12 protein-coding genes are annotated in these 16252 nt (G+C 66.8%); 10 read left to right on the top strand and 2 right to left on the bottom strand.

The window, feature by feature from the left end; all coding sequences use genetic code 11:
* Positions 1-77: 77 nt before the first annotated feature.
* A complete protein-coding gene (murJ, locus tag AC4EEV_RS11175; RefSeq protein WP_133832418.1) occupies positions 78-2210 on the bottom strand; it encodes a murein biosynthesis integral membrane protein MurJ in 2133 nt (710 codons plus the stop codon).
* Positions 2211-2270: 60 nt separating this feature from the next.
* Complete coding sequence (locus AC4EEV_RS11170; protein ID WP_018762826.1) at positions 2271-2771, bottom strand: NUDIX hydrolase; 501 nt, start codon at positions 2769-2771, stop codon at positions 2271-2273.
* A 208-nt stretch (positions 2772-2979) separates the two neighbouring features.
* Here AC4EEV_RS11170 and AC4EEV_RS11165 point away from each other — a divergent pair, with 208 nt between their 5' ends.
* The 10 genes from AC4EEV_RS11165 to AC4EEV_RS11120 all read left to right on the top strand — a co-directional run bounded on the left by AC4EEV_RS11165 (position 2980) and on the right by AC4EEV_RS11120 (position 16170).
* Complete coding sequence (locus tag AC4EEV_RS11165; RefSeq protein WP_133832417.1) at positions 2980-4488, top strand: CCA tRNA nucleotidyltransferase; 1509 nt, start codon at positions 2980-2982, stop codon at positions 4486-4488.
* A complete protein-coding gene (locus tag AC4EEV_RS11160) occupies positions 4485-5069 on the top strand; it encodes a histidine phosphatase family protein (protein ID WP_133832416.1) in 585 nt (194 codons plus the stop codon). The genes AC4EEV_RS11165 and AC4EEV_RS11160 overlap by 4 nt, the downstream gene beginning before the upstream one ends.
* Positions 5070-5704: 635 nt before the next feature.
* Positions 5705-5836, top strand: coding sequence for a hypothetical protein (locus tag AC4EEV_RS11155; protein WP_255414772.1), 132 nt, complete (start codon positions 5705-5707; stop codon positions 5834-5836).
* Between the two features lie 48 nt (positions 5837-5884).
* On the top strand, positions 5885-7348 hold the full coding sequence (locus tag AC4EEV_RS11150) for a glycosyltransferase family 87 protein (RefSeq protein ID WP_491328962.1): 1464 nt from the start codon (positions 5885-5887) through the stop codon (positions 7346-7348).
* Positions 7341-8783: a phytoene desaturase family protein gene (locus AC4EEV_RS11145; RefSeq protein WP_491328961.1), complete on the top strand. Its 1443-nt coding sequence runs from the start codon at positions 7341-7343 to the stop codon at positions 8781-8783. Before AC4EEV_RS11150 ends, AC4EEV_RS11145 begins: the two co-directional genes overlap by 8 nt.
* Positions 8784-8870: 87 nt before the next feature.
* Positions 8871-10859 carry a penicillin-binding transpeptidase domain-containing protein gene (locus AC4EEV_RS11140; protein ID WP_018762832.1) on the top strand — a complete coding sequence of 663 codons (1989 nt, stop codon included), beginning with the start codon at positions 8871-8873 and terminating at the stop codon, positions 10857-10859.
* A 25-nt stretch (positions 10860-10884) separates the two neighbouring features.
* Complete coding sequence (locus tag AC4EEV_RS11135; protein WP_109044839.1) at positions 10885-12567, top strand: ABC-F family ATP-binding cassette domain-containing protein; 1683 nt, start codon at positions 10885-10887, stop codon at positions 12565-12567.
* 54 nt (positions 12568-12621) lie between these two features.
* Positions 12622-13395: a DeoR/GlpR family DNA-binding transcription regulator gene (locus AC4EEV_RS11130; RefSeq protein ID WP_133832412.1), complete on the top strand. Its 774-nt coding sequence runs from the start codon at positions 12622-12624 to the stop codon at positions 13393-13395.
* On the top strand, positions 13392-14600 hold the full coding sequence (locus AC4EEV_RS11125; RefSeq protein ID WP_491328960.1) for an MFS transporter: 1209 nt from the start codon (positions 13392-13394) through the stop codon (positions 14598-14600). The genes AC4EEV_RS11130 and AC4EEV_RS11125 overlap by 4 nt, the downstream gene beginning before the upstream one ends.
* A 73-nt stretch (positions 14601-14673) precedes the next feature.
* On the top strand, positions 14674-16170 hold the full coding sequence (locus AC4EEV_RS11120) for a bifunctional phosphatase PAP2/diacylglycerol kinase family protein (RefSeq protein ID WP_491328959.1): 1497 nt from the start codon (positions 14674-14676) through the stop codon (positions 16168-16170).
* Positions 16171-16252 lie beyond the last annotated feature (82 nt).

Raw genomic sequence — 16252 nt, 5'->3', positions numbered from 1 at the left:
TACCCCTGTACCTGTTCGATCCTAGCCGATCAGCCCCGGACGGCCGTGGAGAAGACCGGTGCCAGAGCGCCACGGCATCACTTTTTCCGTGGGCGGCGTTTCTTGAAGTACGGGTTCTCGCCGGCCTTGCCCTGGTACGTCCGGCGGCCCGGAAGGGGAATCTGTTCGCTGAGCAGGCCCCCACGCGCCGTGGCGGGCTGCTCCTCACCAGGCAGGTACTCGGCCACCGGCACCTGCTGGCGGCCGTCGTCGTGCAGGTCCTGGCGGCGCACGCCGCGCTCCGGATCCGGACCCGCACGGAACGAGACGGCATCGAACTCGCCGGAAATCCGTGGAATGAGGCCGGTGTCCACGGAGGTGGTGGCCCGTTCAGGACGGTGCCCGGAGGAACCTGGGGCAGGAGCGGACGACGGCGCGTCCCCGGCTTCAGCAGCGGGGGCTTGGCCCCCGCGGCCCAGCCGGCCCAGCAGCGGCCGGAGCATGTCGCCCAGTTCGGTGACCCGGAACAGCCGAAGGAGCACGAAGTAGACGCCGAGCATGACAGGCCCTGCCACCGCGACCGTAAGCAGGGCCTGGAGGCGGCCGCTCCAAGCGAAACCATCAGGGTTGTAGCTGCCCAGCAGCCAGAGGGCGGCCGAACCGGCGACGGCGGAGCCAAGGGCCGCATAGCCCATGCGGATGTACGAATTGGCGATCCGCGGACCGTCCAGGCTGCCCAGCATGCGCCGCAGGAAGACCGCGCTGATGACCACCGAGAGGATGTTGCCCACCATATACAAAACGGCGATGGCGTAGATGATCTGGCCCACCGGCAGGAATTGGATGGCGAACGCACCGGCTACATAGACCACAGCCAGCAGCAGCTGCACGTAGAACGGCGTGCGGGCGTCCTCGTTGGCATAGAACACCCGGGACATCATGAAGTTGGCACTCATGAAGGGGGTGCTGAGGGCAAGGATGGTGAGCGTCTGGGCCAGCATGACGCCGTCCTGGCGCGAGCCGCCGGAGAAGAACATGCCCAGTGGACCCGCCAGCGCAAACAGCGCCAAGGCGCCGAACACCGTGGCGACGGCCATGGTGCGCAGCCCGTGCGAGAGTGCGTCACGAAGCTCCGCCCGGTTGCCGTCCTGCGAAGCCCGGGTCATCCGGTTGAACAGGACGGTGGCCAGGGACAGGGCAATAATCGAGTGCGGCAGCAGGTACAGCTGGCTGGCCACCTCCAGGACCGCGTTGCCGGGGAGGGTGGAGGCGGACGGGTCCCCCGCCTCCTGCAAGCGGATGCGTTCAGCGCCGGGAATGGTGGCGATGCGCATGACATAAAGGAAGGCCAGCTGCCCGACGGCGGCCGTCAGGAGGGTCCATACGCTCAGCCGCGCAGCGTGCCCCAGCCCCACGCCCCGCCAGCCGAACCGGGGCCGGAGCCCGAGCTTCAGACGGAAGACCGGCACCAGCAGGATGGCGGTTTGGGACAGTACGCCGATGGTGGAGAACCCGGCCACCAGGAGAGTCTGCGCAGAGCCCCAGTTATCGATGGTGTGGGCGCTGAACTCGTTGGTCCCGAAGATCCAGATGAACATGCCCAGGCCGGCGATGGCCACCAGGTTGTTCAGGATGGGTGCCCACATAGCCGGACCAAACGCGCCGTTGGCGTTCAGGACCTGGGTAAGCAGGGCGTAAAGGCCGTAGAAGAAGATCTGCGGCAGGCACCAGAACGCGAACGTTACCGCGAGGGCCTTCTGCTGCGGCGAATATCCCTGGGTGGTCAGCTCGATGACCCCCGGCGCGGCCAGCGTCACCAGCGCCGTCAGTCCGAACAGGAGCAGGACAGCGAGCGTCAGCAGCCGGCTGATGTAGTCCGCTCCCCTGTCCGGGGCCTTGCTTGCCTTGATGATCTGCGGGACCAGCACGGCATTGAAGACACCGCCGGCAACCAAAAGGAAGATCAGGTTGGGCAGGTTGTTGGCGTTGATGAACGTGTCGTTGACCGTCGAGCCCAGGCCCAGCGCGGTGCCCAGCATCCAGGTCTTACCGAAGCCCAGGAAACGCGAAACGAGCGTCCCTGCGGCCATGATGGCGCTGGAACGGGACTCGCTGGGACCCGCGGCCGCGGGCTGCGCGGTCTCCGGTGCGGCCGCCCCGGCGGTGGCGTCGCCGGGTGCGGCATCATCGGGCCGGCCGGACCGGTCGGAAGGAAAGTTGGTAGCTGACATCGAGTTCATCGTCTCACCCACCGGCCCGTAACACCGCAATGACGACGGCGGCGTCCGGGCTTAGAGGTGTCCGGGCAGGACCTCGCGGGCAAGGTCCGCGATGCGGCGTTCGTTGGGGAAGGACAGCTTCCGGGCCAGTTCCTGGATGGGCACCCAGGCCACATCCACGGCTTCCTGGTCGGGATCGTTCTCGATGGTGAGCTCGCCTCCCGTGGCGCGCAGGAGGTAGTGGTGCACGGTCTTGTGGACCCGGTGGCCGCTGACCGTGAACCAGTAGTCGATGCTGCCCAAGGGCGCCAGGATGTCTCCCTCGATGCCGGTTTCTTCGGCAATTTCGCGGACGGCAGCCTGCTCGTTGTTTTCCTTGCCCTCCGGATGCCCCTTGGGGAGGCACCATTCCAACCGTCCGCCGCGATTAAGGCGGGCGATGATCGCAACCCTCAATTCGGCGTCGGACGTGTCCACCACAACGCCGCCGGCCGAGACTTCCTCAACCGTTGGCAGCGAGGCCGGTGCCGATTGCTGGGCAGGGGCAACGTGCGCCCCGATTGCCGATGGCAATGGTGCGTTCGTCCTCCTGCCGGGAGCGCTCGGTACTGGATGGGCCATGGAGTCCACTCTAACGACTGTTGCCCGTTCGTGATGACCGGAACATGACACCAACATGGACGGGATGTGACGCATTTTGGGGCCGGGAACGTCAATCAGCGCTGATCTTGACGCTTTTTTGGACTGCTGCGCCGCTGGTTTCTGCCAAGCTTAAGGAACTATGTCGCACGCACATCACAAGATTGATTCCCACACCGTTGACTTCAAGGTGGACCCGGTGGTCCTGGAGCTCGGTCAGCGGTTCGTGGATGCCGGCCACGAGCTGTCCCTCGTGGGCGGGCCGGTGCGCGACCTTTTCCTTGGCCGGGTTTCCCCCGACCTCGACTTCACCACGGATGCCACGCCGGACCAGACGGTGGCACTGATCAAGAAGTGGGCGGATAACTTCTGGGAGATCGGGCGCGCGTTTGGCACGATCGGCATGCGCAAGGGCGGCTTCCAGATCGAGATCACCACCTACCGGGCGGAGGCCTACGATCCCGACTCCCGCAAGCCCGTGGTGGCGTTCGGTTCCTCCCTCACCGACGATCTGCTGCGGCGCGACTTCACGATCAACGCCATGGCACTGAAACTGCCTTCCCTGGAACTGGTGGATCCGTTCGGCGGGGTGCGGGACCTGCATGCTTCCCTGCTGGCCACTCCCGGGGCGCCGGAGGCCTCCTTCTCAGATGACCCCTTGCGGATGATGCGGGCGGCCCGCTTCGCCGCGCAATTGGGCGTCTCGGTCCGCGACGACGTCCGCGAAGCCATGACCCACATGGCTGACCGGATCAAGATCATTTCCGCGGAGCGGGTGCGGGATGAACTGGTCAAACTGATCTGCGGTGCCCGGCCTCGCGTGGGCGTGGACCTCCTGGTGGACACGGGGCTGGCCGAGTATGTGCTGCCCGAGGTCTCCGCCCTCCGGCTCGAAGCCGATGAGCACCACCGGCACAAGGATGTCTACCAGCACTCCCTCCAGGTGTTGGAGCAGGCAGCGGAGCTTGAAACGGACGCCGAAGGCCCTGTGCCGGGCCCGGACTTCGTGCTGCGCTTCGCGGCGTTGATGCACGACGTCGGCAAGCCGGCGACGCGCCGGTTCGAACCGGGCGGGGCGGTGAGCTTCCGCCACCACGACATGGTGGGTGCCAAGCTCACCTCCAAACGGATGAAGGCGCTGCGCTTCGACAATGACACCACCAAGGCCGTTGCACGGCTGGTGGAACTCCACATGCGCTTCTATGGCTACGGCGATGCCGGCTGGAGCGACTCGGCTGTCCGGCGGTACGTCACCGACGCAGGCCCGCTGCTGGAACGGCTGCACCGGCTTACCCGGTCCGACGTCACCACCAGAAACCAGCGCAAGGCCGACCGGCTGTCCTTCGCTTACGACGACCTTGAGTCCCGCATTGCGGCGCTCCGGGAACAGGAATCCCTGGACGCAGTACGCCCGGACCTGGACGGAGCCCGGATCATGGAGCTGCTGGGCCTCAAACCGGGCCCCGTGGTGGGCCGCGCCTACAAGTTCCTCCTTAATGAGCGGATGGAACACGGACCGTTGCCCGCGGACGAGGCCGAGGCGCGCCTGCTCCGCTGGTGGGCCGAACAGCCTGAATCAGCACCTGCCGGGACCGAGCCCGGAACCCCTCCCGCCGACGTCGAACCTTCACCCGCTGAGGAGTCCAAATGACCAATCCCGCCTTCGCTCCGCGCCCCCAGCTGTGGATCCTCCGCCATGGTGAAACCGAATGGTCCAAGAGCGGGCAGTACACGGGCCTCACAGACCTCCCCCTGACAGTGGAAGGCGAACAGCAGGCCGTGGAGGCACGCAAGGTCCTGGACGGCGTCGACTTCGACCTGGTGCTCACCTCGCCGCTGCGGCGTGCACGGCGCACTGCCGAGCTCGCCGGTTTCCCGGATGCCCGGCACGAACCGCTCGCGGTGGAGTGGAACTACGGGGACTACGAAGGCATCAGCTCGGACCTGATCCGCAAGGACAATCCCGACTACCTGATCTGGACCCACGGCGTTCCCAACGGTGAAAGCCTTGATGAGGTGGCCGCGAGGGCGGACAAGATCATCGGCCGGATCCTGGAATCCGGGATGGACAATGTGCTGATCGTGGCGCACGGTCATTTCTCCCGGATCCTTACCGCGCGCTGGCTGGAATTGCCGCCCACGGAAGGCCGCCACTTTATCCTCGGTACCGCCAAAGTATGCACCCTGGGCTGGGATAAGAAGACGCCCGCTATTGTGCGCTGGGGTCTCTGAATCGCCTTTAGTAAAAAACTTTTCCGCATTTCCCGGGAATTGCTGGCCTTTCGCGGATTCCTGGGGTACCTTTATTCCTGACCCCGCGGCAATCTGCCCGGGTCCAAGACCGCATTGCACACCACGCAGCGGACAGCAGAAAAGGAGGTTGGGAAAATGATGACTTTGACTGGCGAATGGAACACCCCCATCAATGCATTCCCGGCCTTTGCTGGTGCTGCGCGCGTTGCTCCGGTCGGCACCGGGTGGCGGTCCGCCGCCTTCCCCGGTTCTCCACGGCGCCGCTAACCGGAACCACGTTCCCCGGGACTTCGCCCTGCCTGGGCCAGTCCCCGGGATAACGGCCGGTACGCCGCCGCACCTCCTGCGCTGACTCCCCGGAACAGCACCTGCCTGAGCCCACGCTTCGCTGACGCCTGAAACCGCGTCCGCGCACTTGAGCGTTCCTGCTCTGCGCCAGGTGCTTGCTTTCCGGCTTTGCCGGCGTCCCCCGGAATTTGTGTTCTTTCCTGCAATTTCCGCCTATTCCCGCAATGGAATTCACGCGCCTTCTTTTCGGGCTTTTTCGCGCCGAAAAGTAGCGCTAATTCGCCATGCACTTTTGTGCCCCATTAAAACGAAAGGAGGTGCCTTCCTTGATGCGAAAGATCCTGGGATTCCTGTCCCGCCCCCTGCAGCGACGCAGTTCGTTCAACAGTGACCTGTTGGAGCAGCATCGAAACGAAGTCTTCGTGCTCATGCACCAGCAGCTCGGCGGCTTGCGCTGACTGCCGGCCCCCGCGCTTTGCGCAGGGGCCGGCTGTAAGCTCGACTCCATGCACGAGACCCAGCCGCCGGAGGGTGGACGACGGCCCCGTATCGTGGTGCCGAGCCGCAGCGATGCGCTGCTCCGTAATTTCACGGAGGTGATCGGCGGGCCACTCGGGGCCAAGGCGGATCCCGGCGTTGCCTCCCCCGGGATCTTCACCGTGGAACGTGTGCTGGTGGTCCTGGCAGCACTGGCCGCCTTGGTGGGCATCCTGCTTAAGGGCTACTGCCGGGTCAACGGCTGGGAGACCCCAACCCAGTTCTACGCCACGTGCTACTCGGACTTCCCGGAGCTGTTCCGGAACCGCGGCCTGGCACAAGGGGTCTTCCCCATCCTCGGCGGCGGCAGCCAGTTTGAATACCCGGTGCTCATCGGGTTGATTGCGGGGCTGACGGCATGGCTGGTTCCCGGAGGAGACGCCAACGCCAGGGCTGTGGCCTACTTCGACATCAATGCCGTGCTGCTGGCGGCCGTGGCCATGGTCACTGTCCTGGCAGTTGCCCGCATGCCCGGCCGCCGTCCCTGGGATGCCGCCATGGTGGCGGTCGCCCCGGGGATTATCCTCGCCGGAACCATCAACTGGGATCTCTGGGCAGCCTGCCTGCTGGCTGTGGGCATGTACTTTTTCGCCAAGAACCGCCCGGTGCCGGCCGGCATCCTGATCGGGCTGGCCACGGCAACCAAGCTCTACCCGCTGCTGGTCCTCGGGGCCATCCTGCTGCTTGCCGCGCGGACCGGCCGGTGGCGGCCGCTGCTGGTGACCGCCGGCAGCGCCGCCGCCACCTGGCTGGTGGTCAACCTGCCGTTCGCGGCGGCCAACCCGTCCGGCTGGGCCTATTTTTTCCAGTACAGCGCGGAGCGGGGCGCCGGGTACAGTTCCCCGTGGTTCGCCTACAACCTGGTGGCCGGCAGGCTGGGCTGGTCCGGGCTGGCACCGGACGGAGTCAGCGCACTGTCAGCCGGACTGTTCGTCCTGTTGTGCGCCGCCATAGCAGCCGTTGCACTGACCGCTCCCCGCCGCCCCCGCCTGGCGCAGCTTGCTTTCCTGATCGTCGCGGCCTTCATCCTCACCAGCAAGGTCTACTCGCCCCAGTACGTCGTGTGGCTGATCCCGCTGCTAGCCCTCGCCAGGCCACGGTGGCGCGACTTCCTGGTCTGGCAGGGGATCGAAGCCCTGCACTGGGCCGCAATCTGGATGTACCTTGGACAGGTGACCAGCGCCGGTTCGTCCCAACACAACCTGGACATGCCGTACTACGTCCTCGCCGTCGCCGCTCACATGGCCGCCGTGGCGTACCTCATGGCGCGCATCGTGTGGGACATCTACGACCCCGCCTTTGACCCCATCCGCCGCCACCATGTTGATGATCCGCACGGCGGGCCGTTCGCGAACGCGCCCGACTGGTTCCGGCTGGATCCCGCCCGGCCCTCGGAATCGGTTACCCCCTGGAAAGCAGGGTCCCGTGCCTGATGTCGCGGTAGTAGGCTCCGGTCCCAACGGACTCTCTGCAGCGGCCGTCATGGCAAGGGCAGGGCTGTCGGTGGAAGTCTTCGAGGCAGCCCAGACCATCGGCGGTGGCACGCGCACCACCGAACTCATGCAGCCCGGACACTTCCACGACGTCTGCTCCGCGGTGCATCCCATGGCGCTGGCATCCCCGTTCTTCCGTGCCTTCGAACTGCCCCGGAGGGTGGACCTGATCACCCCTGAAGTGTCATTCGGGTCCCCGCTGGATGGCGGCCGGGCGGCTTTGGCGTATACCTCGCTGGAGCGGACTGCGACGGAGCTGGGCCGGGACGGCGCTGCCTACCGCAGGCTCATGGAACCGCTGGTCCGGCATATTGGCGACATCATGGATTTCACCCAAAACCAGCTGCTGCGGATCCCCCGCAACCCGGTGATGGCGGGCGTTTACGGATTGCGGACGCTGGAGCAGGGAACCGGATTATGGAACGCACGGTTCCGGGAGGATCTTGCACCCGCCCTCCTGAGCGGGGTTGCCGCCCACGCCATCTCGCATTTACCGTCCCTGGCGGCGTCCGGGGCCGGCCTCATGCTCGGTGCCCTGGGACATGCGGACGGATGGCCCATCCCCCGCGGCGGTTCCGCCTCCATCGCGGCAGCCCTCGCTGAAGACATCCGCGCCCACGGCGGCGTCATCCACACCGGCACCCCCATCGACCGGCTGGAACAACTGCCGGCCACCCGGGCCACCCTGCTGGATGTGGCGCCCCGCGGCCTGCTGGACATGGCAGGCGATGCGCTGCCTGGCCGCTATCGAAAAGCCCTCGAGGCGTTCCGGTACGGAAACGGCTCCTGCAAGGTGGACTTCATCCTGTCCGGTCCGGTGCCGTGGCAAGCCAGCGGGCTTGCCGACGCCGGCACGGTCCACGTGGGCGGGACCCGGACCGAACTGGCGGCTTCGGAGAACGAGGTCAGCGCCGGCCGGCATCCCGAGCGGCCGTATGTCCTGGTGGCCCAGCCCTCCCGGTTTGATCCGGGACGGGCCCCGGACGGGCGGCACACACTGTGGACGTATTGCCACGTCCCCGCAGGCTCCACGCGGGACATGACCGGCGAGGTGATGGCGCAGCTGGAACGGTTTGCCCCGGGATTCCGGGACCTCGTGGTGGAATCGCACGCCATTACGGCGGCGCAGCTGGCGCAGTACAACCGCAACTACGTTGGCGGCGACTTCAGCGCCGGAGTCATGGACGTGCGCGGCCTGGTCCAAAGGCCCGTGGCGTCTCCCGTCCCGTGGCGGACACCTCTGCTGGGCGTCTACCTCTGCTCATCCTCAACGCCACCGGGCCCGGGTGTCACGGGGATGCCCGGGATGCACGCGGCTACGTACGCCCTGAAGGACATTTTCCGGCTGCCTGTTCCGGACCTTTCCCTCGGCTAGGTCCTGCCGGCCGGCAGGACCCGCCACAACCTCCTGGCCCGCGACGGCACGGCACAGCACGGTGCCGGGGCGGGGGATAATGGCCGCATGGGGAAATCAACAAAACTTTCGCTTGCCGTAGCTGCGCTCGTCCTGGGTACCTCCCTGGTGGCCTGCGACGACGGTAAGAGCGGGGCCGAAGCCGCGGCCCAGCAGTTGGCCGGCGCGGTCTCATCGCTTGACGTTGGCTCGGTGGCCTTTGACGGCAAGGACGCCGCCGCGGCCAACGACCAGCTGCACCAGGTCTTCGCTGCCCTGGATCCGCAGAAGCCCGAGGTCCAGGCAGGCGGACTCACCCTCGACGGCGATAAAGCGTCCGCGCCGCTGAGCTATACCTGGAAGTTCGGCGACGCCGAATGGAAGTACACCAGCTCGGCGAACTTCAAGAAGTCAGGGGACAAGTGGCTGACGGTATGGGACCCGGCCCTCCTGGCACCCGGCCTGACGGACAGTGAAATTGTCACCAAGGGCTCCCAGTCCCCCCAGCGTGCCGACATCCTTGGTGCCGGCGACGTACCCTTGGTCACCTACCGTCCCGTGGTGAATGTCGGTATCGACAAGCCGCAACTGGGCGCCGCAGACCCCTCCGATTCCGCCGGCAAGCTGGCCGCGCTGGTGGGAGTGGACCCGGCGGCGTATGCGCAACAGGTCAAGGCTGCCGGTGCACAGGCTTTTGTCCCTGCCATCACGCTGCGTGAAGAAGGCAGGACCATCTCGGATCAACAGATCCAGGCGATCCCCGGAGCGCGCGGCATCCCCGCGTCCATGCCGCTGGCTCCCAGCAGGACGTTTGCCCGCGCCGTGCTCGGTTCGGTCGGCGAAGCCACCGCGGAACAGATCGATGCATCCGAAGGCGCCCTGGACGCAGGGGATGTCACGGGCATCGGCGGGCTCCAGCAGCAGTACGACGCACAGCTCCGAGGATCAGATGCCGTGGTCATCCGGGCGCAGCGGGCCGACCTGACGCGCGAACAGATCCAGTCCGCCGGCACCGACCCCAGGCGCGTCCTTTTCGAGGTGGCACCCAAGCCCGGTACGCCGTTGAAGACCACCCTCGATCCGCGCCTCCAGACCCTGGCTGAGTCCACCCTGGAGGGTGTGGGCCCGGCGTCGGCCATCGTGGCGCTCCGGCCCTCCACCGGCGCCGTACTCGCCGCCGCCTCCGGCCCGGGCAGCAACGGCTACAACACGGCCATGCTGGGCCAGTACGCCCCGGGCTCGATCTTCAAGATGGTGGATTCCCTGGCCATGTTCCGCAACGGCATGAATCCCGATTCCACCGTCCAGTGCACCCCCACCCTCACAGTAGACGGGCGCACCTTCAAGAACTCCGAGGGCTACCCCGCGACCTCCCTTGGCGCGGTGACCCTCCGGGACGCCTTTGCGCACTCCTGCAATACCGCCTTCATTTCCCAGCGCGACTCGGTATCGCAGAGCCAGCTCGAAGCCGCGGCCACCTCCATGGGCGTCGCGGTGGAAGCGCCGAAACTCGGGGCGGAAGCGTTCTTGGGTTCCGTGCCGGGGCAGGCCCAGGGCACCGAACACGCGGCCTCCATGATTGGCCAGGGCAAGGTTTTGCTCTCCCCCCTGGCTGCTGCGATCATGGCCGGCTCTGTTGCCAAGGGCGCCCCCGTTTCGGCGCAGCTTGTCCTCAACCCCGATGCCGCTGCCCCCGCTGCGGGAACCACCGCGGGGTCCACTGCCCCGGCCGCCGCACCGACTGCCACGGCGACGGCCGAGGCGCCGTCCACGGCGTCGGACAAACCGATCACGGCAGCGGAGGCGGCATCGCTGGCTGACATGATGCGCGCCGTGGTTACTTCCGGGCATGCAGGCTTCCTGTCCAGCGTCCCCGGGGCACCGGTAGGGGCGAAGACCGGAACGGCCGAGTTCGGCACCGAGAACCCGCCCAAGACGCACGCGTGGATCGTGGCCGTCCACGGGGACCTGGCGGTGGCCGTCTTCGTGGAAGACGGCGGCCTGGGCGCCACCACCTCGGGTCCGCTGCTGAAGCAGTTCCTCACCGCCGCCGGCTAGGCTCCGCCGTGGGAGGATTGACGGCGTGGCCCATATTGACGTTTCCGGCATCGACTACTTCCTCTCCGACGGCACCCAGCTCCTGAACGGAGTCACCTTCAAGGTCCCGGACGGTACCAAGACCGCCTTGATCGGGCCCAACGGCACAGGAAAGACCACGCTTTTCCGGATCATCGCCGGAGACCTGGTCCCGGATGAGGGCGTCATCGGGCGGTCCGGGAACATGGGCATCATGCGCCAGTTCGTGGGGCAGGTCCGTGACGGTTCAACAGTCCGGGACCTCCTGGTGTCCGCTGCTCCCCCGGCTTTGGCGGCCGCTGCGCGCGAGGTGGATGATGCCGAGCTGGCCATGATGGAGCACGACGACGAGCCCACCCAGATGCGGTACGCACAGGCCATCGTGGACTGGGGGGACGCCGGAGGCTACGACGTCGAGACCGTCTGGGACGAGGTCTGCATGGCCGCCCTGGGACTGCCGTTTGACCGCGCACAGCACCGCCCGGCGTCGACCCTTTCCGGCGGCGAGCAAAAGCGCCTGGTGCTGGAAGCACTGTTCGCAGGCCCGGACGACCTCCTCCTCTTGGACGAGCCGGACAACTACCTTGACGTGCCGGGCAAACGCTGGCTCGAGGAGAAGCTGAACGAGTCAAGGAAGACCGTCTTCTTCATCAGCCACGACCGCGAGCTGCTGAACAACGCCGCCGGGCGCATTGTCACCCTGGAGCCGGGGATCAACGGAGCCGCCGCATGGATCCACGGCGGTGGATTCGAATCGTACGTGGAGGCCCGCGCGGACCGGAACGCCCGGTTCGAGGAATTGCGGAAGCGCTGGGACGAGGAGCACATCAAGCTCAAGGAACTCGTCAACATGTACAAGAACAAGGCCGCGTTCCGCTCTGACATGGCCAACCGCTACCACGCCGCCCAGACCCGGCTGGCAAAGTTCCTCGAAGTGGGTCCGCCGGAGGCACTGCCGATCGAGCAGAACGTCCAGATGCGGCTCAAAGGCGGACGAACCGCCAAGCGCGCCATCGTTGCCGAACGGCTGGAACTGACCGGCCTGATGAAGCCCTTCTCCACCGAGGTCTGGTTCGGCGACCGGGTCGGCGTGCTCGGCTCCAACGGCTCCGGCAAGAGCCACTTCCTGCGGCTGCTCGCCACCGGCGGCACCGACCCCGAGCGGGAACACCTGCCGGTCTCCGATGTGGAAATCGCCGAGGTCCCGCACGAAGGGACCGTCAAGCTCGGTGCGCGGATCCGGCCCGGGTTCTTTGCCCAAACCCATGTCCGGCCGGATCTCCTGGGCAAGACGCTCCTGGAAATCCTGCACCGCGGTGACGAACACCGTTCGGGGCTGGGGCGGGAGGCGGCCGCCGGCGCCCTGGACGGCTATGGCCTGGCGGGACAGTCCGAGCAAAAGTACGAGTCGCTGTCCGGCGGCCAGCAGGCGCGTTTCCAGATCCTGCTCCTGCAGCTGAGCGGAGCCACCCTGCTGCTGTTGGACGAGCCAACGGACAACCTGGACCTGCACTCCGCCGAGGCGCTGGAGCGCGCCATTGACCACTTTGAGGGCACGGTCCTTGCCGTCACCCATGACCGCTGGTTCGCTCGGACGTTCGACCGGTTCCTGGTGTTCGGATCGGACGGGAAGGTGTACGAATCAGCGGAACCGGTCTGGGACGAACAGCGGGTGGAACGCGCCCGCTGAGAATTCGGTGAGCAGTCTGATGAGCAAATGATCATCAATTGATAGCATTTGATCATGAAGACGGATGAGCGGCACAGGACTATTGCCGAAATCCTCCGGCGGCAGGCCGAGGTGAGCGTCGAAGAACTGATGCTGGCCTGCGATGCTTCCGGGGCCACGATCCGTCGCGACCTTGAAGCACTGGCAGGCAACGGCGTCCTCCGTCGGATCCACGGCGGAGCCAGGAGCCTGATCGGGCAAGGGCAGCACCCCGGCTACGGGCTCCGGGAGCTGGAGGACCGGGACGCCAAGAGGCGCATCGCCGCCGCCGTCGCCGGGCTGCTGCTGGAACGCGAACACGTGTGGCTGGACAGCGGGAGCACGGCAACCGAGGTGGCCCGTGCCGTGACCGGCCGGGAACTGACCTTGATGCCGATGTCCCTGCCCGGACTCAATGCGGCCGCCGGCGGGGACACTGCCGCAGGCTCCAGGCCTGCACTGTTGCTGCCAGGAGGGAGCCTGGTGCCCGGTGAGCTCTGTTTCCGCGGACCCCTGGCGGAGTCCAACATCAGGTCGTTGCGTTTTGATACCGCCGTGCTCACCCCCTGTGCCGTTGACTTTACTGACGGCCTCCTGGCCCACGACCTGGACGATGCCGCGGTCAAGAGGGCCGGCCTGGACGCGTCGGCGCGGGTGGTGGTTGCCGCATCGGCGGCTAAATGGCAGGCGCACGCGAGGGTCCTTATCGGCGGCCTGGACCGGGTTGACGTGATTGTCACCGACCGGAAATTCAGTGGCCGGGAACAAGCCCAACTCGACCAATACTCTGTGGAAGTAGTGAACGTATGAGCACCAACGCCGGCACCGAACAGCACGTTGGACTGAAAGCGGCGGCCGCGGCCACGTTCGTGGTCTTTGGCATTAATGGACTGGTGTTCGCCAGCTGGGCTGCACGGATCCCGGCCGTCACGCAGACGCTGCACATCACCTCCGGCCAGATGGGCACGCTGCTGCTCTGCACGGCCGTCGGGTCGCTTTTGGCGCTCCCCACAGCGGGCATGGTGGTAGGCCGGATCGGAACGGCGAACACGGTCCGCTTCGCCGGCCTGCTGGCGGCCGCCGCGGGCATCGGCATCGCCCTGGCGCTCTCGGCCACCTCCATACCCGGAACCGCGGTCTCGCTGTTCTTCTTCGGAATCGGCATCGGCCTGTGGGATGTTGCGCAAAACATCGAAGGCGCGGACGTAGAACACAAACTCCGCCGGACTGTCATGCCGCAATTCCACGCTGCCTTCAGCGGTGGTGCGTTCGTAGGCGCACTGGTTGGCGCCGGCCTGTCCAGCCTGGGCGTGGACCTTCCCCTGCACCTGATGGTCATTGCCGGTGTGGTGGTGCTGGTGGCCCTGACCGCGCCGCGCTTCTTCCTCCCCCACATTTCCACGGCAGCCACGCCCGGGGAACCCGAACCTGCCAAGGGCCCCTCGGCATGGCGGGACAGCAGGACGTTGCTGATCGGCGTCGTGGTCCTGGGAGCCACCCTCACCGAGGGGGCCGGCAACGATTGGATCGCCAAAGCCTCCGTGGACGGCCTGGCCACCTCGGAGTCCACGGGCGCACTCATGTTTGCCCTCTTTGTCCTTGCCATGACAGCAATGCGCTTCCTCGGCGGCCGGGTGATCGACAAGTACGGCCGGGTGGCCGTGCTGCGGGCCAGCATGGCGGCCGCAGCAGCCGGGCTGAGCCTTTTCGTCCTGGCGCCGAACATCTGGCTGGCCGGTATCGGTGCGGCACTGTGGGGCGTCGGCGCAGCGCTGGCTTTCCCGATGGGGATGTCAGCAGCCTCCGACGACCCCAGGCATTCGGCAGCACGCGTATCCGTTGTATCCACTTTGGGTTATATATCGTTCCTGGCCGGCCCGCCGCTGCTCGGGTACCTCGGCGACCTCACCGGCATCCACACCGCGCTGCTGGCGATCATGGCACCGATCCTCGTGGCACTGCTGCTGGCGGGTGCCGCCAGGCCCCTGCGGCTGGAGGACACCAAGGAGCACTGACAGGATCCGGGGCCGCCGCGCAGGCAAGGGCGTGGAACCGAATGCTAAAGCGGCCCGGGTTTAGGGTGATCACATGCAAAGCACCAGGCACCGCCGGCGGAGTTGGCCCAGCCGCGTCGACAGATTCCTTCTCCAGCATGTTTCTAACCTTCCCGGCGGCAGCCACGACGTGTTCTTCCGACGGCTCTCGGCCTCAGCGAACCAGGGAAAGCTCTGGATCGGTATCGCAGCCGTCCTTGCGCTGTTCCCCGGCAAATCCCGGCGCGCTGCCGTCCACGGGCTGATCGCCCAGGGCGTCGCCTCGGCCGTTACGAACATGGTGTTCAAGACCCTGCTCCCCCGGACCCGGCCGAAGCCGGAAAATCTCCCGGTGTTCCGCTTCGTCCACCCCCAGCCCCAGAGTTCCTCCATGCCTTCGGGGCATTCAGCGTCCGCCGTCGCCTTCGCGGTGGGCGCCGGCCTGGTCCAGCCCGCCCTTGGCGCTGCCTTGGCGCCCGCGGCCCTTGGTGTGGCCTACTCGAGGGTCCACACCGGTGCGCACTGGCCTTCGGACGTCATCTTCGGTTCGGCCCTCGGTGCGGGCGCCGCCCTGGTGACCCGGCACTGGTGGCCGGTCCGGCCGCCCATTCCGCAGACGGCCCGGACGTGGACTGAGGCTCCTGGGCTGCCCGGTGGGGAAGGCCTCAGCATCGTGGTCAACACCCTGGGTGGATCCTTCAAGGTGGAAACGGCCGCCGCCCTCAAAGATGTATTCCCTAAGGCACATATAAACGTCGTGCAGCCGGACGATGACCTGGTGCAGCAGATCAACGCCACCGCGGACGTCCCCGGTACCCTTGCCCTGGGTGTGTGGGGCGGCGACGGAACCGTCGGCGCCGCGGCTGCTGCCGCCGTCGACCGTTCCCTGCCCCTGCTGGTTCTGCCCGGGGGAACGCTCAACCACTTTGCGCGGGACGCGGGGATCGGAAACCTCAAGGACGCCGTGGAAGCGGCGACCAAGGGTGAGGCCGCACTGGCGGACATCGGCCTGGTGACCGCGGAGCGTGGCCTCGCGGGCCATCCCGAAGTGTCCGAGCTGGTCATGCTCAACACGTCCAGTGTGGGCCTCTATCCCAATCTCGTACGTCGCCGGGAGCACCTGCAACCCGCGCTTGGAAAGCCGCTGGCCGGCGTCGTGGCCATGTTCCGCACGTTCGCCGCGGGAACCCCCATCACTCTTTCCGTCGACGGTGTCCGGCACAAGGTGTGGATCGCCTACCTTGGACGGGGCCGCTACTACCCCCGGGACCACGCGCCGCTCATCCGGCCCGTCATGGACGACGGCGTACTGGACGTCAGGCTGATCACCGCCGACGAGTCGTTCGCCCGCGTGCGGCTGCTCTGGGCCGTCCTGACCGGAACGGTGGCAAGTTCCAGGATCACGCACCTGCGCGAGGCCTCCACGGTCACCATTGATGCCGACGGCGCACCCATGGCCCTTGCCGTGGACGGTGAGGCACTGGCCGGAGTGCGCCGGGTCGCTTATTCAGTGCGGCGCAACGCGCTGACGTACTACTCCCCACGCCCCTGAGCAGGGAAGGCTTTGGTCCGGAGCAACCCTGATTCTCCCCTGAATCATCCCTGAGCAGGGCGAAATGCGGCGGTGGCCCCGT

The sequence above is a fragment of the Pseudarthrobacter sp. MOO14 genome (genome assembly GCF_058267675.1).
Note: the sequence above shows the minus strand (reverse complement) of the source record. Positions and strands in the feature narration are given on the sequence as shown.

Coding starts and splice junctions, on each gene's coding strand:
- murJ (WP_133832418.1), bottom strand. CDS start 2,210: ATGTCAGCTACCAACTTTCCTTCCGACCGGTCCGGCCGGCCCGATGAT.
- AC4EEV_RS11165 (WP_133832417.1), top strand. CDS start 2,980: ATGTCGCACGCACATCACAAGATTGATTCCCACACCGTTGACTTCAAG.
- AC4EEV_RS11160 (WP_133832416.1), top strand. CDS start 4,485: ATGACCAATCCCGCCTTCGCTCCGCGCCCCCAGCTGTGGATCCTCCGC.
- AC4EEV_RS11150 (WP_491328962.1), top strand. CDS start 5,885: ATGCACGAGACCCAGCCGCCGGAGGGTGGACGACGGCCCCGTATCGTG.
- AC4EEV_RS11140 (WP_018762832.1), top strand. CDS start 8,871: ATGGGGAAATCAACAAAACTTTCGCTTGCCGTAGCTGCGCTCGTCCTG.
- AC4EEV_RS11130 (WP_133832412.1), top strand. CDS start 12,622: ATGAAGACGGATGAGCGGCACAGGACTATTGCCGAAATCCTCCGGCGG.
- AC4EEV_RS11125 (WP_491328960.1), top strand. CDS start 13,392: ATGAGCACCAACGCCGGCACCGAACAGCACGTTGGACTGAAAGCGGCG.
- AC4EEV_RS11120 (WP_491328959.1), top strand. CDS start 14,674: ATGCAAAGCACCAGGCACCGCCGGCGGAGTTGGCCCAGCCGCGTCGAC.